The organism is Streptomyces broussonetiae, from assembly GCF_009796285.1.
Classification (GTDB): Bacteria; Actinomycetota; Actinomycetes; order Streptomycetales; family Streptomycetaceae; genus Streptomyces; species Streptomyces broussonetiae.
The window spans coordinates 4876158-4894284 of the sequence record NZ_CP047020.1 but is presented as its reverse complement, the minus strand read 5'-3'; the positions used below and the strand labels follow the sequence as shown (position 1 = coordinate 4894284).

The 18127-nt window shown below is 68.8% G+C and carries 19 protein-coding genes; 10 read left to right on the top strand and 9 right to left on the bottom strand.

Annotated elements, in window-relative coordinates:
* The first annotated feature begins 11 nt into the window (after nucleotides 1-11).
* Complete coding sequence (locus GQF42_RS22705) at nucleotides 12-1397, top strand: serine hydrolase domain-containing protein (protein WP_158922685.1); 1386 nt, start codon at nucleotides 12-14, stop codon at nucleotides 1395-1397.
* 85 nt (nucleotides 1398-1482) lie between these two features.
* Here the strand turns inward: GQF42_RS22705 and GQF42_RS22700 are convergent, their stop codons facing one another.
* Both GQF42_RS22700 and GQF42_RS22695 read right to left on the bottom strand, forming a co-directional pair.
* Entirely contained in the window at nucleotides 1483-1935 is a 453-nt protein-coding gene (locus GQF42_RS22700; protein WP_158922683.1) for a GNAT family N-acetyltransferase, read from the bottom strand.
* Nucleotides 1936-1944: 9 nt separating this feature from the next.
* On the bottom strand, nucleotides 1945-2403 hold the full coding sequence (locus GQF42_RS22695; protein ID WP_158922681.1) for a MarR family winged helix-turn-helix transcriptional regulator: 459 nt from the start codon (nucleotides 2401-2403) through the stop codon (nucleotides 1945-1947).
* Nucleotides 2404-2545: 142 nt separating this feature from the next.
* On the opposite strand from GQF42_RS22695, the gene GQF42_RS22690 reads away from it, so the two are divergent.
* The gene (locus GQF42_RS22690) at nucleotides 2546-3754 is read left to right on the top strand and encodes an MFS transporter (protein WP_158922679.1); all 1209 of its coding nucleotides are present in this window, start codon (nucleotides 2546-2548) and stop codon (nucleotides 3752-3754) included.
* Nucleotides 3755-3881: 127 nt separating this feature from the next.
* Nucleotides 3882-4301: a GlcG/HbpS family heme-binding protein gene (locus tag GQF42_RS22685; RefSeq protein ID WP_158922677.1), complete on the top strand. Its 420-nt coding sequence runs from the start codon at nucleotides 3882-3884 to the stop codon at nucleotides 4299-4301.
* A gap of 74 nt (nucleotides 4302-4375) precedes the next feature.
* On the opposite strand, the gene GQF42_RS22680 is transcribed toward GQF42_RS22685, so the two are convergent.
* The gene (locus tag GQF42_RS22680) at nucleotides 4376-5242 is read right to left on the bottom strand and encodes a GNAT family N-acetyltransferase (protein WP_158930454.1); all 867 of its coding nucleotides are present in this window, start codon (nucleotides 5240-5242) and stop codon (nucleotides 4376-4378) included.
* Between the two features lie 150 nt (nucleotides 5243-5392).
* Here GQF42_RS22680 and GQF42_RS22675 point away from each other — a divergent pair, with 150 nt between their 5' ends.
* Both GQF42_RS22675 and GQF42_RS22670 read left to right on the top strand, forming a co-directional pair.
* Nucleotides 5393-6025, top strand: coding sequence for an HAD family hydrolase (locus tag GQF42_RS22675; protein ID WP_158922675.1), 633 nt, complete (start codon nucleotides 5393-5395; stop codon nucleotides 6023-6025).
* Between the two features lie 187 nt (nucleotides 6026-6212).
* Nucleotides 6213-7556: a globin domain-containing protein gene (locus tag GQF42_RS22670; RefSeq protein ID WP_375991867.1), complete on the top strand. Its 1344-nt coding sequence runs from the start codon at nucleotides 6213-6215 to the stop codon at nucleotides 7554-7556.
* 3 nt (nucleotides 7557-7559) lie between these two features.
* Here GQF42_RS22670 and GQF42_RS22665 read toward each other — a convergent pair whose 3' ends face one another.
* From GQF42_RS22665 to GQF42_RS22645, 5 genes are all read right to left on the bottom strand, one after another.
* Complete coding sequence (locus GQF42_RS22665; protein WP_158922673.1) at nucleotides 7560-8042, bottom strand: NUDIX hydrolase; 483 nt, start codon at nucleotides 8040-8042, stop codon at nucleotides 7560-7562.
* Between the two features lie 88 nt (nucleotides 8043-8130).
* Entirely contained in the window at nucleotides 8131-9036 is a 906-nt protein-coding gene (locus GQF42_RS22660; protein ID WP_158922671.1) for a LysR family transcriptional regulator, read from the bottom strand.
* A gap of 215 nt (nucleotides 9037-9251) precedes the next feature.
* The gene (locus GQF42_RS22655; protein WP_158922669.1) at nucleotides 9252-10400 is read right to left on the bottom strand and encodes a cystathionine gamma-lyase; all 1149 of its coding nucleotides are present in this window, start codon (nucleotides 10398-10400) and stop codon (nucleotides 9252-9254) included.
* Nucleotides 10397-10888 carry a low molecular weight protein-tyrosine-phosphatase gene (locus tag GQF42_RS22650; protein ID WP_158922667.1) on the bottom strand — a complete coding sequence of 164 codons (492 nt, stop codon included), beginning with the start codon at nucleotides 10886-10888 and terminating at the stop codon, nucleotides 10397-10399. Before GQF42_RS22650 ends, GQF42_RS22655 begins: the two co-directional genes overlap by 4 nt.
* 7 nt (nucleotides 10889-10895) lie before the next feature.
* Nucleotides 10896-11273: a phage holin family protein gene (locus GQF42_RS22645; RefSeq protein WP_158922665.1), complete on the bottom strand. Its 378-nt coding sequence runs from the start codon at nucleotides 11271-11273 to the stop codon at nucleotides 10896-10898.
* A gap of 59 nt (nucleotides 11274-11332) precedes the next feature.
* Between GQF42_RS22645 and GQF42_RS22640 the strand changes: the two genes are divergently transcribed.
* From GQF42_RS22640 to GQF42_RS22625, 4 genes are all read left to right on the top strand, one after another.
* Nucleotides 11333-11650 carry a cupin domain-containing protein gene (locus GQF42_RS22640; protein ID WP_158922663.1) on the top strand — a complete coding sequence of 106 codons (318 nt, stop codon included), beginning with the start codon at nucleotides 11333-11335 and terminating at the stop codon, nucleotides 11648-11650.
* A 162-nt stretch (nucleotides 11651-11812) separates the two neighbouring features.
* Nucleotides 11813-12025, top strand: coding sequence for a DUF5326 family protein (locus GQF42_RS22635; protein WP_069779871.1), 213 nt, complete (start codon nucleotides 11813-11815; stop codon nucleotides 12023-12025).
* Nucleotides 12026-12330: 305 nt separating this feature from the next.
* Entirely contained in the window at nucleotides 12331-13236 is a 906-nt protein-coding gene (locus tag GQF42_RS22630; protein WP_375988443.1) for an IclR family transcriptional regulator, read from the top strand.
* Nucleotides 13237-13334: 98 nt separating this feature from the next.
* A complete protein-coding gene (locus GQF42_RS22625) occupies nucleotides 13335-13772 on the top strand; it encodes an SsgA family sporulation/cell division regulator (RefSeq protein ID WP_158922661.1) in 438 nt (145 codons plus the stop codon).
* 165 nt (nucleotides 13773-13937) lie between these two features.
* Here GQF42_RS22625 and GQF42_RS22620 read toward each other — a convergent pair whose 3' ends face one another.
* A complete protein-coding gene (locus tag GQF42_RS22620; RefSeq protein ID WP_158930448.1) occupies nucleotides 13938-15491 on the bottom strand; it encodes a YibE/F family protein in 1554 nt (517 codons plus the stop codon).
* 251 nt (nucleotides 15492-15742) lie between these two features.
* On the opposite strand from GQF42_RS22620, the gene thiC reads away from it, so the two are divergent.
* Nucleotides 15743-17527, top strand: a complete 1785-nt coding sequence (gene thiC / locus GQF42_RS22615) for a phosphomethylpyrimidine synthase ThiC (protein ID WP_158922659.1) — start codon at nucleotides 15743-15745, stop codon at nucleotides 17525-17527.
* The last annotated feature ends 600 nt before the right edge of the window (nucleotides 17528-18127 follow it).

The window sequence follows — 18127 nt, the reverse complement described above, 5'->3', positions numbered from 1 at the left end:
GGACTGAGCCCATGACGACATCTCAGGAAGAGCTGCTCCCCGCAACCCGACGGGCCCTGCTGCACCGGATCGCCGTCGGGCAGGCCGAAGGGCGGTCACCGTCGCTGGTCGCAGCCGTCGTGCGGGGCGGCCGGGCTGTGTGGCACGGGGCGCGGACCTCGGTGGACGGGCATGCTCCGGACGAGACCGTGCAGTACCGGATCGGGTCGATCACCAAGACCTTCACCGCCGTTCTGGTGATGCGGCTGCGTGACGAGGGGCGGCTCGACCTCGGTGATCCGCTGGAGAAGCATCTGTCGGGTACCGGTGCGGGAGAGGCGACGGTCGCCGAACTGCTCGCGCACACCGCGGGGTTGGCGGCCGAGTCCCCCGCGCCCTGGTGGGAGCGGACTCCTGGCGCCCTGCGTCCCGAGCTGAGCGATGTGCTCGGCGAACAGCCGTTCCTGCACCCCGTCGGCCGTCGGCACCACTACTCCAACCCCGGCTACACCCTGCTCGGCGCGCTGGTGGAAGAGCTGCGTGGCGCTGCTTGGGAGGAGGTGCTGCATGACGAAATCCTCGACCCGCTGGGCCTGCACCGCACGAGCGCGCAGCCACGGACTCCGCACGCAGGTGGCTGGGCCGTGCATCCGTGGGCGGACGCGCTGCTGCCTGAGCCGTTGGAGGATCTGGGCCGGATGGCTCCGGCCGGCCAACTGTGGTCGACCACGGGGGACCTAGCGCGGTTCGCCGCGTTCTTGGCCGCGGGGGACGAGCGGGTCCTGAGCGCGGAGTCGGTGCGTGAGATGCGGACACCGGCGGCGCCCGCCGGAACGGCGGACGTACTGGACGGGGCCACGTACGGCCTCGGGATGCAGATCCAGCGTCGCGACGGCCGACTCCTTGTCGGGCACGGTGGCTCGCTCCCGGGCTTCCTGGCGAACCTCGTCATCAGCGTGGACGAGGATGTGGCCGCCGTGGTCCTTGCGAACTGTACGAGTGGGCCGCTGGTGGGAGCGGTGGCTGCAGATCTCGTCCGTATCGTTGCCGAGGCGGAGCCGCGGATCCCGGAGCCCTGGAGGCCGCTGCGCGAGGTCGATCCGTCGGTCCTGGATCTAGCAGGGCAGTGGTACTGGGGAACCAACGCCTTCGGCCTGCGGGTGACCGCCGACGGCCTGCTCGCGCTGAGCCCGCTGACCGGCGGCGGCCGGCGCTCCCGCTTCCGCCCCAATGGTGATGGCACCTGGACGGGTCTGGAGGGTTACTTCGCCGGCGAGCTGTTGCGGCCGGTACGACGCCCCGACGGAGCCATGAGCCATCTCGACCTCGGGTCGTTCGTGTTCACACGGCAGCCGTACGACGCTGAGGCGCCGGTGCCGGGCGGAATCGACCCCGACGGTTGGCGGGGTATCGGCTAGGCCGCACGTGACTGGGGGGGTGTTTCACGTGAAACACCCCCCCCAGTCACGTGTCGTGCCGGTCAGGCCTCAACTTGCCTCGCCGTCACAGTTGGAGCTTGAAGCCCTCGTGCGATGCGGTGAAGCCCAGTCGTACGTAGAAGCGGTGGGCGTCGGTGCGGGATTTGTCGGACGTCAGCTGAACCACCGCGCACCCGAGTCGACGGGAGGTGTCGATCGCCCACTGGATCAGAAGGCCGCCGAGACCTCCGCCGCGCTCGTCGGCGTGGATGCGCACGGCCTCGATGAGTGCGCGGGTCGCTCCCTTGCGGGAGAGCCCCGGAATGATCGTGAGTTGAAGAGTTCCGATCACCTGGCCTTCGCGTACGGCGACGACGAGGTGCTGGTTCGGATCGGCCTCGAGGCGTTCCAATGCGGCCCGGTACGGGGTCAGGTCGTCGGGCGACTCGCGTTGGGCGCCCAGCGGATCGTCGGCGAGCATCGCGACAATCGCCGGAAGGTCGTCGGCGCTCGCATGCCGTATCTCAAGATCTCCCATGCCCGCACCCTACGCGGGCACGTTCAGAGACTCCACGACCCGAACCAGCGGGGCCAGCTCCGGGTTTCTGGAGGCCTCGTCCAGGGCCTTGCGCAGGGCGGCGTCGTTGGTGGGCCGTGCCTCCTCCAGCAGGCGCAGGCCCGCCGCGGTGACGTTGGTGTAGATGCCGCGCCGGTCGGTGGGGCACAGGTAACGCTCCAGCAGGCCGCGATCCTCCAACCGGGTCACCAGACGGGTCGTGGCGCTCTGGCTGAGGACGACCGCGTCGGCGACCTGCTTCATCTGCAGGTGACCGCCGTCTCCGTCGTGCTGCCGGCTGAGCACGTCCAGCAGGGAGTACTCGCGCACGCTCAGATCGTGCTGCGCCTGCAGGGCGCGCTCGATGTGCGCCTCGATCCTTCCGTGCAGCGCAGAGAGGGCACACCAGCCCTGGGCAAGGGCGGTGAGCGCGGGGTCCGTCGCTGTCATTGGCGTTTTCCTCCGTCCCGGAGTGGCTGTCTCCAGAGTAGAGCAACCGCGCAATAGTGCGTTGTTGCGTGTAGCCCGCGTCTGCAACTATTGTGAACGCACGCAAAGCGCCCCTGCAATCGTCTGGGAAGGTTCATCCCTCATGCCTCTCGCGCTTCTGGCCCTCGCGATCGGGGCCTTCGGAATCGGAACGACCGAGTTCGTGATCATGGGTTTGCTGCCCGAGGTCGCGGGCGATTTCGGGGTCTCCATCCCGACGGCGGGCCTCCTCGTGACCGGCTACGCGCTCGGCGTGGTCCTGGGCGCCCCGCTGATGACTGTGCTCGGCACCAAGGTCCCCCGTAAGCGGATGCTGATGCTGCTGATGGGCTTGTTCATCGCCGGAAACCTGCTGTCCGCGGTGGCCCCCGCCTTCGCGGTCATGCTGATCGGACGGGTGATCGCCTCGCTCGCCCACGGTGCCTTCTTCGGTATCGGCTCGGTCGTCGCGGCCGAGCTGGTGGCTCCCCACAAGAAGGCAGGCGCCATCGCCATGATGTTCACCGGCCTGACCGTCGCCAATGTCGTCGGCGTCCCGCTGGGCACCCTCATCGGCCAGCACGTCGGCTGGCGTGTCACCTTCGGCATCGTCGCCGCTCTCGGAGTCGTCGGCCTCGCCGGCATCGCCAAGCTCGTACCCGAGCTGCCGAAGCCCGAGGGAGTCCACCTGCGGCACGAGCTGGCCGCCTTCAAGAACACCCAGGTTCTGCTCGCCATGGCGATGACCGTCCTCGGTTTCGGCGGTGTCTTCGCGGCCATCACCTACATCGCGCCGATGATGACCCACATCGCCGGTTTCGCCGACGGGTCGGTCACCTGGCTGCTCGTCCTGTTCGGACTTGGCATGGTGGGCGGCAATCTCATCGGTGGAAAGTTCGCCGACCGCGCCCTGATGCCGATGCTGTACGTCTCCCTGGGCGCGCTGGCCGTCGTCCTGGCGCTGTTCACCCTGACCGCCCACAACAAGATCGCGGCGGCCGTGACCATCACCCTGATCGGCGCCCTCGGCTTCGCGACTGTCCCTCCGCTGCAGAAGCGCGTCCTCGATCAGGCGCACGGCGCCCCGACTCTCGCGTCGGCGGTCAACATCGGCGCCTTCAATCTGGGCAACGCCCTGTCCGCCTGGCTCGGCGGCATCGTGATCGCGGCCGGCTTCGGCTACACGGCCCCCAACTGGATCGGTGCCGTCCTCGCCGCGGCCGCCCTGGTCCTCGCTGTCCTCTCGGCGGCCTTGGAGCGCCGCGGTGGCCCGCACAGCACCGTGATCGCCTCCGGGACGCCCGCCGGACAGCAGACCCCGGTCCACCACTGAACCCCGGGCCGTGGCCTCAGTTGCCTGGATCCGAGCAACACCCCAGACGGACAGCAATCCAGACCCCGGCAACACCCATGACCTCGGCAGGCCCCCAGGTCTCAACACCACCCAAGGAGAACGCTCCATGAGCACCACCACTGTCGCCCCGCTGTCCACCGAGGAAGCCGAGCTGCTTGTTGCCACGGCCCGCCGCGCCGCCGAGGATGCCGGAGTCACCGTCAGCGTCACCGTCCTGGATGCAGGCGGTCACCTGCTCGCCTTCCGCCGTGACGACCGGGCGGTGCTGATCTCCGGCGAGACCAGCACCCGCAAGGCCTACACGGCGCTCCAGCTCAACGCGCCCACCGCGGACCTGGTCGATGCCGTCCAGCCGGGTGGCCTCTTCCACACGCTGCCCACGGCCCTCGACCGTCCTCTGCTGTTCATTGCGGGCGGTGTGCCCCTTCACCGTGACGGCCGGTTGATCGGCGCCATCGGCGTCGGCGGCGGCGCACCGGAGCAGGACCACGGCTTCGCCACCGCGGCCGTCCGGGCACTTGCCTGACCCCACGGCTCCGACAGACCGACGCCGGCCTCGCCATGTTTCAGCAGTGGGGCCGGCGTTCGGCATACGAGGGCTCAGCCCGCCGCCACCGTCAGCGGGGCGAACCGTCGGGTCCAGTCTCCCGGGAGATCCGGGGTGCTGTACGTCATCACGGAGTTGAACGCAACGGGGGCCAGTCCTCGTGCCTTTGCCCAGACCAGCAGTTCCTCGTGGCGCACATCGATGTCGGTGCGCAGCGGGCGGTCCGTACGGGCTGCCAGCGAGGCGATGAGCGCCTTGGCGGTCTCGGCGTCGCGGGCGATCAGCGGGCCGATGACGTGGGTGTCCATGTTGGGCCACGCGGCCGTGTAGCCGGTGATCCGGCCGTCCTCCTCGGCCACCCGCAGTTGGTCGGCGAAGGCGGGCAGCCGAGTGATGACGGGGGTTCGGTCGGTGCCGAACACCTCCTCGTCCAGACGCAGGATGGAGGGAAGGTCCTCTGCGGTGGCGGCGCGTGTACGGACGCCGGATTCCGGTCCTGCGGGCGTGAAGCGGCCCATCAGCATCTCCGCCCGGCCTGTCACCTTGAAGCCGAGTTCCTCGTACAAGGGGCGACCGTTCTCCGTGGCGTGCAGGGTCAGCGGAGTGGTCCCCATGAGAGACACGACATGACGCATCAGGCGGCGACCGACACCCTGGCGGGCATGGCGTTCGGCCACCAGGACCATGCCGACGGCACCGAGGACCGGCCGCCCCCATGGGCCGTACTCCGTGACGACGCAGGCGGCGACGAGACCACCCTGCGGGTCGTCGATGCCGTAGCCCTTTCCGGCCGTGAGGAGGAAGCCCCACTTGTGTTCCTCGCGTGGCCACCCCCGGTCCTCGGACAGGTCGGCGCACGCGGTGAGATCGCGAAGCGTCAGGCGGCGGATGGGCAGAGCGGCGAGAGAAGGAGTCGGCACGCAGGTCAGGCTGTCCGACGGGCACCCCTGGCGTCCACCCGTTTCGAAGGAGACGTACGTGCTTTTGGTCATGGCGTGAGCAAAAGCACCGCTCATGGACGGCCCTGGAGTGTTTCACGTGAAACATCGGCAGCCAGTTAGCCTCGGGCCATGGCGAGACTTCATCTCTTCGACCTCGATGGCACGTTGTTGCACGGCACCACAGCCCCGGTGGAGATCTCCCGTCAGCTCGGGCTGGAAGCGGAGACCGTGGCGCTGGACCGGGCGATCGCCGAAGGGCGGATCGGTCCACCGCAGTACGCGGCGCAGGTGTACGCGCTATGGGCTGATCTGACCGAGGCGCATGTCAGTACCGCGTTCGAGGCGGCGCCTTGGCTCGCCAGAATCCGCGAGGTCTGGGCTGAGATCAGAAACGCGGGCGAGTACTGCGCGGTGGTGTCGCTCTCGCCTTCCTTCTTCGTGGAACGCCTGCTCGACTGGGGCGCTCACGCTGCCCATGGATCACGCTTCCCAGCTGTTCCGTTCACCGAGCCGGTCGATCCGGCCGGGGTGCTCAGCGCGGCGGCCAAGGTCACCGTCGCGGACCGGCTCTGTGCGCAGTTCGGGGTGGCGCGGGCGGACTGCGTCGCATACGGCGACTCGTCGTCGGACAAGGATCTGTTCGCTGCCGTACCGGTCTCCGTGGCGGTCAACGCGGATGTTCACCTGGCCGGCCTCGCGACCCACTCCTACACGGGGCGGGATCTGTGGGATGCCTATGAACTGGTCTCTTCCACCCGGTAGTTGAGGGGTCCCATCGGCTCACCCGTCGGCCCACTGTGTGTGCGGAGTGGGCCGGACTTGTGCGCACGGCGACGGCCGGTAGGGTCGGGGAGGGTGCTACGGCTGGCCGCAGGCCGGGGGGAAAGCATGCATCTTCCCTGGGGAGGTGCGCAGACCGACTGCAAGATGTTCGAGGCGAGGGCACACCATGGACGCACCGACCACCACGCCGGGGGAGAACGGCATGTCGGGCGGGGACGGCTGGTTCACGCCCCGCAAGGTTCCACCGGTTCTACCGCCGGACGGTGACCAGGAGCAGGCTGCCGACGGAACCGTGGACGCACCTGCTTGGCGCCCAGTGGACGTGCCTCCTTCGCCGTCGACGGACGTACAGCGTGTTGTGCCGGTGCAGCGGTCGGCATCGGCTGTCGAGCCGGCCTCTGCGGACGCCGTCCTCATCCGCCGCACTATGGCTGAGATAGCCCCGATCGCCGACAAGGTCACCTCCTACTTCTACGCGCTGCTCTTCGTCCGTCATCCCGAGCTGCGCGCGCTGTTCCCCGCCGCGATGGACGTCCAGCGGGACCGCCTGCTGAAGGCGCTGCTCACGGCAGCCGAGCATCTGGACGACACCGCGGCTCTCGTCGGCTACCTGCGGGACCTGGGCCGTGGGCACCGCAAGTACGGCACGCGCGCCGAGCACTATCCGGTCCTGGGCGAATGCCTGATCGGCGCGTTGAGCGAGTACGCCGCCGCCGTCTGGAGCCCGGAGACCGAGGCCGCGTGGGTGCGGGCGTACACGACGATGTCCCAGACCATGATCGATGCGGCCGCGATGGACGAACTGCTCTCGCCGGCCTGGTGGCATGCCGAGGTGGTCACGCATGAACTGAGGACCCCCGACGTCGCGGTCCTCACCGTCCGCCCGGACCAGCCCTATCCCTTTCTGGCGGGCCAGTACACAAGTCTGGAGACACCCTGGTGGCCGCGGGTGTGGAGGCACTACTCCTTCGCCTCGGCGCCCCGCTCGGACGGTCTGCTGACGTTCCATGTGAAGGCCGTGCCGGCCGGCTGGGTCTCCCGCGCGCTGGTGCATCGCGCCCGGCCCGGAGACGTCATACGCCTTGGCTCTCCGGTTGGTTCGATGACCGTCGACCACAAGACCGACGGCGGACTGCTATGCCTTGGCGGTGGCACCGGCATAGCGCCCATCAAGGCCCTGGTCGAGGATGTCGCCGAGCACGGAGCGCGCCGTCGCGTCGAGGTGTTCTACGGCGCCCGCACCGAAAGCGACCTGTACGACATCGACAGCATGCTCGGGCTCCAGCGCGCCCACCCGTGGCTCTCGGTCCGGCCGGTCATCGATCAGCGGGCCTTTCGCAGGCTCCCCGACGCCGTACGGGAGTACGGCCCCTGGACTGGGTACGACGCCTATCTCTCGGGCCCGCCCGGCATGATCCGCAGCAGTGTCGACGCGCTACGGGGTATCGGCGTCCCGTCGCACCGCATCCGGCACGACGCCGTGGAGGAAGTGCTCGTGGCCGGGGACTGAGCGCTATCCGAGGTCGGGGGCGTGCATGGCCCGTACGCCCTCGATGTTGCCGTCCAGGTAGTGGCGCAGTGACAGTGGGACGAGGTGGACGGAGGCGATGCCGACACGGGTGAACGGAACGCGGACGATCTCGTACTCACCGGCCGGCTCGTCCATTTCGGGCCCGTGACGCAGGGACGGGTCCATGGACTCCAGGCGGCAGACGAAGAAGTGCTGCACTTTCACGCCGGTTGCGCCGCCGTCCTCACCGATGTGCTCCACCGTGTCCACGAAACAGGGCACGACATCGGTGATCTTGGCGCCGAGTTCCTCGTACACCTCCCGGTGCAGAGCGTCCACGACGGTCGAATCCCCGGGCTCGACCCCGCCACCGGGAGTGACCCAGTAGGGATCGACACCGGGCTTGGTGCGCTTGATCAGGATCAGGTCGTCACCGTCCAGCAGAACGGCACGGGCGGTGCGCTTGACCACGGGTCGGACGGTCATGGGAGAAATGTGGCCCGGCTGGTTCCACGTGAAACATCGCATGCCGCCATCGTTCGGCCACCCCACGTGCACCTCTGGATCAGGCAGGTCAGTCCCAGGCCACGGCCGCCCGCTGGAGCCATTCGTGAGCCCGTGCAACATGAGGCATGGCGAGGGTGCCGGTCCGCACCACCAGGTAATACGTGCGCAGGGGCGGAACCGCCGGTTCGTACAGCGCCACGATCGTGCCGCGGCCGAGGGCCGGGGCGCACAGATAGCGGGGCAGTACCGCCAGTCCGGCACCGGCGGTCGCACAGGCGAGCACGGCTCGTAGATCCGGGACGATGACCGTGCCCGAGGCGCCCGGTCGGGAGTCGAAGACGGAGGCCCAGTAGTGCGAGATCAGGGGCAGCGATTCGTGGACCTCGACGACCGGCAGATCCTCCAGCGCGGGCGCCCCCTTGAGACGCAGCTCCTCCGCGCCGATCCGTTCCGCCCAGCGGGGGGCGGCGACGAGCACGTGTTCCTCGTCGCACAGCGGAGTCGCGGTGAGCAGAGCACCGCGTGGCCGTGCCGTACTGATGGCCAGATCATGGTGTCCCGCGGCCAGGCCCTCCAGTGTCTCCTCCGCCGTGCCGAAGGAGGCACGCAGAGCGAATCCCTGACCGTCGTCGCCGGTCAGCTCCGTGAGGGCGGGCAGGGCGCGTTCGGCGGTGAACTCGGGCGGTCCGGCGAGGTGCAGGGTTCTCAGTGAGCTGTCGTCGTCCAGCCCGCTCTCGGCTATCTCCACCAGAGCGTCGAGGTGGGGCGCTGCCTTGTGCGCAAGTTCGTCGCCGATGGTCGTCGGAGTCACCCCGCGCGCCTGCCGTAGGAAGAGCGGCTTGCCCAGCTGGCGTTCCAGTGTCCGGATCTGCGAGGTGACGGCGGGCTGGGAGAGGCCGAGCAGGGCGGCAGCGCGCGTGAAGGAACCGGCCCGGTGCACGGTGACGAAGGTGCGCAGCAAGGCCAGATCCACGGTCTTCCTCCCTGTTCCTGCCCTCCTCCGGCCTTGAGGCAGGCACCAACTATAAATATGTCGATAGGCCGCTGTCGCTAGCGTGATTGGACACTGACAGAGAGTCAACTAGCCTTGTTCGCGCGGTTCTTCGCGCGCAGAACCGAAGACGGTCCGAGCCACGAGGGGGGAGGCTCGGACCGTCGCGCGGTGTCAAGGGGCTTGACGTGGGTGGCTCACTCGGCGGACTCGTCCAGGGCGCGCAGGACGTCCGAGATCAGGTCTTCGGGGTCCTCGGCGCCGACGGACATCCGGATGAAGCCCTCCGGGACGTCGTCCCCGCCCCAACGTCGGCGACGCTCGGCCGTCGAGCGCACGCCGCCGAAGCTCGTCGCGTCCTCCACCAGCCGCAGGGCCTCGAGAAATCGCTCGGCACGCACGCGGGTGGGCAGCGTGAAGGAGACCACGGAGCCGTAGCGGCGCATCTGCTGGGCCGCGATCTTGTGCGCGGGGTCGTCGGGCAGTCCGGGGTAGCGCAGGCCGGACACCTCGGGCCGTCGGTGCAGAGCCTCGGCGACCGCGAGAGCGGTGGCGTTCTGCCGGTCGACACGGAGCTGGAGCGTGGCGATGGACCGGTGTGCGAGCCAGGCCTCCATGGGCCCGGAGATCGCTCCGACGATCTTGCGCCAGCGACGTACGGCGGCCATCGCTCCGGCGTTGTGGCCGCAGACGTACCCGAGGAGCACGTCCCCGTGACCGGTGAGCTGCTTGGTGCCGCTGGCCACGGAGAAGTCTGCGCCAAGCTCCAGCGGGCGCTGGCCGAGCGGGGTGGCGAGGGTGTTGTCGACGGCCACCAGGGCGCCCCGCTCGTGGGCCGCCGCCACCAGCCGCCGGATGTCGCACACGTCCAGCCCCGGGTTCGAGGGTGACTCGATCCACAGCAGCCGGGCGCCCTCGAGGACCTCCAGCTGGCCGTCACCGCCGGTGGGCGCCGTACGCACCTCGATGCCGTACGCCTCCAGCTGAGCGCCGACCAGCGGCAGCACCTGGTAGCCGTCGGAGGGCAGTACGACCGCGTCCCCGGCACGCAGCTGGGAGAACAGCACGGAGGAGATCGCCGCCATGCCGGAGGCGAAGACCAGCGTCTCGACGTCGTCCCGCCCGGGCGCCTCAAGCTCGCCGACGGCCTGCTCCAGCAGCGTCCAGGTCGGATTCTCGTCACGGCCGTACAGATAAGGTCCGGTCGCCTCGCCGGGCAGGTGGAAGTGCGCGGCGAACACCGGCCCGGGCAGGGGCGGCTCGTACTTGACCGGCTCGGGCAGTCCCGCGCGTACCGCGCGCGTGCCCTCGCCGGCCCGGCGCGCGCCCTCGCCGCCGTCGCTCATGCGGCCCGTCCTTCCAGGTGCTCCCGTACGGCGGCGAGCATTCCGGCGCTCGCCGCTTCCACCATCCCGAGACAGTCCTCGAAGTCGCCGTGGTGGCCGTAGTACGGATCCGGTACATCGAGGTCGTCGCCGGCAGCGGGGTCGTAGGAGCGCAGCAGGTGGACCTTGCGGGCGTCCTCCTCGGTGGGTGCGAGGCGGCGCAGGGCCTTGAGGTGGCCGGCGTCGAGGGCGACGACGAGGTCGAGGCGGGCGAACCACGACGGCTGGAACTGCCGCGCGATGTGCTCACTGTCGTAACCGTGTTCCTCGAGGACCGAGACGGTGCGCTGGTCGGCCGGCTCGCCCTCGTGCCAGTTGCCGGTACCGGCGCTGTCGACCTCCACCCGGTCCTCTAGCCCGGCCTCCGCCACGCGCGCGCGGAAGACGGATTCGGCCATCGGGGAGCGGCAGATGTTGCCGGTGCACACGAAACAGACGCGGTAGGTCATGGCGTGCTCAGTCCTCGTCCGGAAGGATCATGTGCAGGGCCCAGGAGACGACGGAGATGATCAGACCGCCGAGGACGGCCGTCCAGAAGCCCTCCACGTGGAAGCTCAGGGAGAGCTTGCCGCACACCCAGGAGGTCAACAGCAGCATCAGCGCGTTCACGACCAGGGTGATCAGGCCCAGGGTGAGAATGAACAGCGGGAAGGTGAGCACCTTCACGATCGGCTTGACCAGCCAGTTGACCAGACCGAAGATCAGCGCGACCACGATCAGGGTGCCGGCCTTCTTGGCCGTGTTGTCCCCGGTCAGGGTGATCTTGTCGAGCACCCATACGGCGACTGCGAGGGCGCCTGCGTTGGCGATCGTCTTGACTACGAAATTCTTCATGTGTCTGATCGTGGCAGACCGGATCGGAACCGAGCAGTGAGGCGAGGGCGACAGCGACGATGAAGGCATTCCGGCTGGACGAACTGGAGGCGGAGCGCGCCGCCAACGAGGGGGCCTACCTTCAGTTCCTGCGGGAGCGGAACATGTCGGTCGGCCTCTACGCGCTCAATGCGGGCGAGCACGATCCGCAGAAGCCGCACAACCAGGACGAGGTGTACCTCGTGGTGAGCGGCCGGGCGTCGATCACGGTCGGCCTGGAGACGACGGAGGTGGGTCGGGGCAGCGTCGTGTACGTACCGGCCGGGGTAGCCCACAAGTTCCACCACATCAGCGAGGATCTGAGGGTTCTCGTCGTCTTCTCTCCGCCCGAGGCGTGAGGCCGTGCCCCAGGGTTCCCTAGGGGACGGCTCAGGGGAGGACAAGGGACGACAGGCCCCCGCGAGGCCCCCTCGCGGCTCTAGCATCGAATGCGGAACATCAACGACGTACGAGAACGCAGACGTACGGCTACGCAAACGACAACGCAAAGGACAAAGGCGATGCGAGAGATCTTCGCGGGACTGCCGTGGTGGGTGAAGTGGGTCGCGGTGCCGGTCATCGCCCTGGTCGTGTTCGGTGGTCTGATAGCGACCGTCGTCGGTTTCGTGATCGGGCTGCTGTTCAAGGCGCTGGTTTTTGTCGCACTGGTCGGCGGACTGATCTACATCGTGCGTAAGTTCCTCTCGAACTCCTCGTCGCGCAGCGACTGGTGACGGACGCGGGACTGGTGAGCGAACAGCGTGATCACCGGTCCCGGCCAGGGATTCACCGGTTCCCTCGGGGGAGGGAAGTTTCTCCGCGAGGCCGTCTGCTCAAGGCGGCGGGCGGTTAGAGTCCGGAACTCCCCGCGGGGTCCGGCCCCGTGCGGCGCAGACGCCTCCGTGCTCTTCCCCGGCACGGGCTGCCCTTCGCTCTCCGGGAGTGACCCTTGGCCACGGTTGACACCGCACCGGCAGAACCCCACGCACCCCCCACCCCGGCGCGCTCCTGCGCACCCCCCGGCCAGCACCCGCCCACCGTGGCAGTTCCCGGCCAACCGCAGCCGACGGACATCCCCGCACACCCCCACGCCACGGATGTCTCCGGACTCTCCCGCCCGACAGACACCCCGAGCCGGCCGCGCTCCCCGGCCGTGCTCGTCCAGCCGCACTCCGCGAACGCCCCGGAGCCACCGGCCGCCGCGACGCTGATCGGATCCGTCCAGCGCGCCATGCGACTGCTGGAAACCGTCGCCACGCATGTCTACGGCGCCCCCGCCAAGCAACTGGCCCGTGAGACCGGCCTCGCCCTGCCCACCACGTACCATCTGCTGCGCACCCTGGTTCACGAGGGCTATCTGCGCCGCGACAAAGGGCTGTTCTTCCTCGGGGACGCGGCCGAGCGGCTGGGCAGCAGTGGAGCCCAGCAGAAACGTCGCAGCGCTGTGGCCGACATGCTCGCGCACTGGCGCGATTCCATCGGTGTGCCGGTGTACTACGCCATGTACCGGGACGGCGAGATCGAGATCATGTGCGTCTCCGACTCCCCCGAGGCCCCCGCGGTCGCGGAGTGGGCCGACTTCCGGGCGACCGGCCACGCGCACGCCATCGGGCAGTGCCTGCTCTCCCAGTTGGACGAGGACGCCCGTCGCGACCATCTCGCCCGCTATCCGGTGCAGTCCATCACGCCGTACACGGTGCGTGACAACGATTCCCTGCTCCGGCGGCTGGCCCGGACGCGACGCATGGAGCCGGTGGTGGAGCGCCAGGAGTACGCGCTCGGGACGGTCTGTGCGGCGGTCCCGATCACGGTCGGTACCACCGTGGCCACGATGGCCATGTCGCTCCCCGTCCACCAGTCCGACCGGCTGCTGCCCGCAGCCCGTCAGTTGCAGGCGGAGATCGGGCGGCACCTGGGAACTCTCACGCTCTCTATCAGTATCTGAAAACTTACTCCTTGTGATGCGCTGTGTACGTTCAGCAAGATTTGACCACGCTTAGAGGGATCAAACCCAGCCAGTCGATGTCATATGACGGGGTAAAAATGCGCGAGTCCGTACAAGCAGAAGTCATGATGAGCTTTCTCGTGTCGGAGGAGCTCTCCTTCCGCATTCCGGTGGAGTTGCGCTACGAGACCAGTGATCCCTATGCCGTGCGGCTCACTTTTCATCTGCCCGGTGATGCCCCGGTGACTTGGGCCTTTGGGCGGGAGTTGCTGATCGACGGGGTCGGCCGACCCTGCGGGGAAGGGGATGTGCATATCGCTCCCGCCGATTCCGAGATGCTCGGTGAAGTGCTGATTCGGCTTCAGGTCGGCAGCGACCAGGCGCTGTTCCGTTCGTCGGTGCCACCGCTCGTGGCCTTCCTGGACCGTACGGACAAGCTGGTGCCGCTTGGTCAGGAGGGTGCGCTGGCCGACTTCGACGCGCATCTGGAGGAGGCCCTGGACCGCATCCTGGCCGAGGAACAGAGCGCCGGCTGAAGCGTTACGGCAGGAGGCGCCGGGCGCTCCACCCGCGCGGTGTGGAGCCATGCAGGAACGCTTCTTTGCCCGACTCGGGGCAGGGGCAGCGCGGAGTGGCAGCTGCAGGGGCGCCCCAGGCCCCGTCGGCTGCCGCACCCGCTGTGGAGACCGTCGGCTTACCGGTTACCGCTTACGCCGTCGGCCCCGGCCGCCGCGTGCCGGGACGGGCTGAGCACCGGCGCGGGCACGGGCCGGGGAGTCCGGTCCGGGCCGGTCTGCCGAGACCACCAGGGCGGCGAGCGCGGTGGTGACAGGGACCGAGGCGACCAGACCGATCGAGCCCACCAGCGTGCGCACGATCTCCTCGGCGACCAGCTCGCTGTTGGCCACGGTCCCGACGCTGCTCTGCGCGATCGAGAACAGCAGCAGCAACGGCAGTGCCGCGCCGGCATAGGCGAGGACGAGGGTGTTGACCACGGACGCGATGTGATCGCGGCCGATGCGGATGCCGGCCCGGTACAGCTCACGCCGGCCCATCGAGGGGTTGGCCTCGTGCAGTTCCCAGACGGCCGAGGTCTGCGTCACGGTCACGTCGTCCAGGACGCCGAGCGAGCCGATGATGACGCCGGCGAGCAGCAGACCGCTCATGTCGATCGACGGATACAGGCCGTGGATCAGGCCGGTGTTGTCGTCCGTGTTGCCGGTCAGGGCGGCCCAGCCGATGAACAGTGAGCCGAGCAAGCCGATCAGCGACAGCGAGACCAGAGTGCCGAGCACCGCCACCGAGGTGCGCGCCGACAGGCCGTGGCACATGTACAGGGCGATCAGCATGATGGCACTCGACCCGACCACCGCCACGAGCAGCGGGTTCGAGCCCTGCAGAACGGCGGGCAGGATGAACAGGGTCAGTACCAGGAAGCTCACGGCCAGGGCGACGAGTGCCATGACCCCGCGCAACCGGCCCACCACCACGACGGCGAGCGCGAAGATCCCCGCGAGCAGAGCCATGGGGAACTGCCGGTTCACATCGGTCACCGAGTACTGCAGGTCCTTGGGCGCGGAGGGCTCATAGGCGACCACGACCTTCTCGCCCTGGTGCAGTTGCCGAGGCTGGTCCGGCTGCACGATCTCGATGAACGTACGGCCCTGGTCCTTGCCGGTGTCGACCCGGACGGTCGCCTTCTTGCACGCTCCGTCCGCCTGCTGCTGTGCCGAGCTGCCCTCGGCGGTGGAGGTGTCGCCGGTCGGGGATTCGCCGGAGGCGTTCACCGACTTGCAGCTCACCTCGACAACCTTGGTGACCGTGGCCTGCTGCGTCTGGCGGTCGAAGCCGACGCCGGTGCGCTTGTGGGGCGGGGCTCCCCCGGGCCACAGCACCACCAGGCCGACCACCACGGCCGCGGTGAACGGGACCAGGATCGCGGCGATGACCTTGCGCAGGTGCTTGGAGACGGGAGCGGCGGGCCCGTGGCTGTGGCTGTGGCCGTGCAAGTGGCCGTTCCCGTGGCCGTGCGAGCTTTCGTGCTCCTGGCCGCGCGGGCGTGCGGGCTCGTGGTCGTGGTCGTGGTTGTGGGGGTGTCCGGGCCCATGACCGTGAGGGAGGCCGTCGTTCTGCCCGGACCCCTGCTCAGGGACGTACCCGGGGCGTGGGACAGCGCCGGTTTGGTCGTAGCCGTCGCCCCGCCCCGTGCCGTCCGGGTGGCGCGGCTCGGGCGGTTGGTACGGGTACTGCTCCATCCTGGTCACCGCCAGATCATCGCAAGAACGGCCGAGGGCCCACTGTTCACCGCGCCACATATGACGCTAGCGTGGAGGCACCTTTGCACACGCGGGAGCTCGGAGCACCGGGCTGAGAGGGCGCTGACCTCCGTAGACGCGATGTTTCACGTGGAACGAAGGATGTTCCACAGGAAGCACCGGCAGACGGAAACCGCTGCGTCGACCGCCGAACCTGTTACCGGGTAATGCCGGCGTAGGGAGTAGGTCTCATGACCAACAAGGACGCACGCACGCCTGTCTCCGCCCAGGACGAGAAGTCCCAGGAGACCGGGAAGTCCATCGGCTGGCACAAGGCGTATGTCGAGGGTTCACGCCCCGACCTGCGCGTGCCGGTCCGCCAGGTGCACCTCACCAACGGGCAGTCGGTCACGCTGTACGACACATCGGGCCCGTACACCGATCCACTCGTCGACACCGACGTCCGCAGGGGCCTGGCGCCGCTGCGGGAGAACTGGATCATCGGCCGCGGCGACACCGAGGAGTACGCGGGCCGACCCGTCCGTCCCGAGGACGACGGGATCAAGCACACCTCGCCCCGCGGCGGGCTGCGCAACCTGGATGCGGTCTTCCCCGGACGGCCGCGCCAGCCGCGCCGAGGCCGCAGCGGCGAGGCGGTGACGCAGCTCACGTATGCGCGCCGGGGCGAGATCACGCCGGAGATGGAGTACGTGGCCATTCGGGAGAACGTCTCCCCCGAGGTGGTCCGCGAGGAAATCGCGGCGGGCCGCGCGGTGCTGCCTGCCAACGTCAACCACCCGGAGATCGAGCCGATGATCATCGGCAAGCGGTTCCTGGTGAAGGTCAACGCCAACATCGGCAACTCCGCGGTGACCTCCTCCATCGAGGAGGAGGTGGAGAAGATGACCTGGGCGACCCGGTGGGGCGCTGACACCGTCATGGACCTGTCCACCGGCCGCAACATCCACACGACCCGCGAGTGGGTGCTGCGCAACTCCCCCGTCCCCATCGGCACGGTGCCGCTCTACCAGGCCCTGGAGAAGGTCGACGGCAGAGCCGAGGAGCTGACCTGGGAGATCTACAAGGACACGGTCATCGAGCAGGCCGAGCAGGGCGTGGACTACATGACCGTCCACGCGGGCGTCCGGCTGCCGTACGTGCCGCTCACCGCCAATCGCAAGACCGGCATCGTCTCGCGCGGCGGCTCGATCATGGCCGCGTGGTGCCTGGCGCACCACAAGGAGTCGTTCCTCTACGAGAACTTCGAGGAGCTGTGCGAGATCCTCGCGGCCTACGACGTCACGTACTCGCTGGGCGACGGTCTCAGGCCGGGTTCGATCGCGGATGCCAACGACGAGGCACAGTTCGCGGAATTGCGAACTCTCGGGGAACTCAACCGGATCGCCAGGCGTTTCAATGTACAGACGATGATCGAGGGCCCGGGCCACGTCCCGATGCACAAGATCAAGGAGAACATCGACCTTCAGCAGGAGATCTGCGATGAAGCTCCGTTCTATACGCTCGGCCCGCTGACCACGGACGTCGCGCCGGCGTACGACCACATCACTTCCGGCATCGGTGCCGCGATGATCGCCTGGTGGGGCACGGCGATGCTCTGCTACGTCACGCCCAAGGAGCACCTGGGTCTGCCCAACCGGGACGACGTCAAGACCGGCGTGATCACCTACAAGATCGCTGCCCACGCGGCCGACCTCGCCAAGGGGCACCCGGGCGCGCAGGAGTGGGACGACGCGCTGTCCGACGCCCGGTTCGAGTTCCGGTGGGAGGACCAGTTCAACCTCGCTCTGGACCCGGACACGGCACGGGAGTTCCACGACGAGACGCTGCCGGCCGAGCCCGCGAAGACGGCCCACTTCTGCTCCATGTGCGGGCCGAAGTTCTGCAGCATGAAGATCTCGCAGGACATCCGCCGTGAGCACGGAGGCAGCCGGGTCGAGATCGAGGAGGGCATGGCCCAGAAGTCGAAGGAGTTCGCGGCGAGCGGGAACAGGGTGTACCTGCCGATCGCCGACTGACGCCTCGCCCCCGGGTGGTGCTCGCAGGTGGGCAGGCATGAGCACCGCCCGGGGCCGCGCTCACAGGTGTTCCGACGCCTGCCGCCCGGTCCCCGGTCCGTTGTCGGAGGTGGACGCTACGGTTCGCTCCGGCGCAGCAACCTGACGGGCGTGGAGGGGGATTGGAATGGTGGACGACGGACGCACCGTGCTGGTGTCGTACGCGAAGGGGTGGGACCTGTCCTCGTGCGATGCGCGGGAACCGCTCTCGCGTGCCGAGGCCGAGGCACGGGACCGGGCAGAACAGCCGTATGTGATGGTGCATCGGCTGCCGGGACGGGCCGTACCGGTCGAGGTGCACCTGGTGGCCTGGGCCGACCACCACTACGTGGGCGTGTGGGCCTACGACGAGCAGGGTCGCCGCACCCAGGAACTGGACTGGCGCCTGATCGAACCGGGGCGCCTGTTCCTGCGTCACCGGGGAGAGTGGCGGTACGACTCCCCGGAGCAGGCCGAGTTCGCGAAGGACGTCTGGCGTACGACGACGGATCTCGAACCGAACGGCGCAGGGAGAACGGCGGTCGAGCCGCAGGGCGCCCTGGGCCCGTCGCGGCACGGGCG

What these genes read in the sequence shown, in the direction of transcription:
- GQF42_RS22705 (WP_158922685.1), top strand. Translation starts at nt 12, where the DNA reads ATGACGACATCTCAGGAAGAGCTGCTCCCCGCAACCCGACGGGCCCTG.
- GQF42_RS22650 (WP_158922667.1), bottom strand. Translation starts at nt 10,888, where the DNA reads ATGACCTACCGCGTCTGTTTCGTGTGCACCGGCAACATCTGCCGCTCC.
- GQF42_RS22655 (WP_158922669.1), bottom strand. Translation starts at nt 10,400, where the DNA reads ATGAGCGACGGCGGCGAGGGCGCGCGCCGGGCCGGCGAGGGCACGCGC.
- GQF42_RS22700 (WP_158922683.1), bottom strand. Translation starts at nt 1,935, where the DNA reads ATGGGAGATCTTGAGATACGGCATGCGAGCGCCGACGACCTTCCGGCG.
- GQF42_RS22625 (WP_158922661.1), top strand. Translation starts at nt 13,335, where the DNA reads ATGCGCGAGTCCGTACAAGCAGAAGTCATGATGAGCTTTCTCGTGTCG.
- GQF42_RS22685 (WP_158922677.1), top strand. Translation starts at nt 3,882, where the DNA reads ATGAGCACCACCACTGTCGCCCCGCTGTCCACCGAGGAAGCCGAGCTG.
- GQF42_RS22620 (WP_158930448.1), bottom strand. Translation starts at nt 15,491, where the DNA reads ATGGAGCAGTACCCGTACCAACCGCCCGAGCCGCGCCACCCGGACGGC.
- GQF42_RS22640 (WP_158922663.1), top strand. Translation starts at nt 11,333, where the DNA reads ATGAAGGCATTCCGGCTGGACGAACTGGAGGCGGAGCGCGCCGCCAAC.
- GQF42_RS22690 (WP_158922679.1), top strand. Translation starts at nt 2,546, where the DNA reads ATGCCTCTCGCGCTTCTGGCCCTCGCGATCGGGGCCTTCGGAATCGGA.
- thiC (WP_158922659.1), top strand. Translation starts at nt 15,743, where the DNA reads ATGACCAACAAGGACGCACGCACGCCTGTCTCCGCCCAGGACGAGAAG.
- GQF42_RS22665 (WP_158922673.1), bottom strand. Translation starts at nt 8,042, where the DNA reads ATGACCGTCCGACCCGTGGTCAAGCGCACCGCCCGTGCCGTTCTGCTG.
- GQF42_RS22670 (WP_375991867.1), top strand. Translation starts at nt 6,213, where the DNA reads ATGGACGCACCGACCACCACGCCGGGGGAGAACGGCATGTCGGGCGGG.
- GQF42_RS22635 (WP_069779871.1), top strand. Translation starts at nt 11,813, where the DNA reads ATGCGAGAGATCTTCGCGGGACTGCCGTGGTGGGTGAAGTGGGTCGCG.
- GQF42_RS22675 (WP_158922675.1), top strand. Translation starts at nt 5,393, where the DNA reads ATGGCGAGACTTCATCTCTTCGACCTCGATGGCACGTTGTTGCACGGC.
- GQF42_RS22695 (WP_158922681.1), bottom strand. Translation starts at nt 2,403, where the DNA reads ATGACAGCGACGGACCCCGCGCTCACCGCCCTTGCCCAGGGCTGGTGT.
- GQF42_RS22645 (WP_158922665.1), bottom strand. Translation starts at nt 11,273, where the DNA reads ATGAAGAATTTCGTAGTCAAGACGATCGCCAACGCAGGCGCCCTCGCA.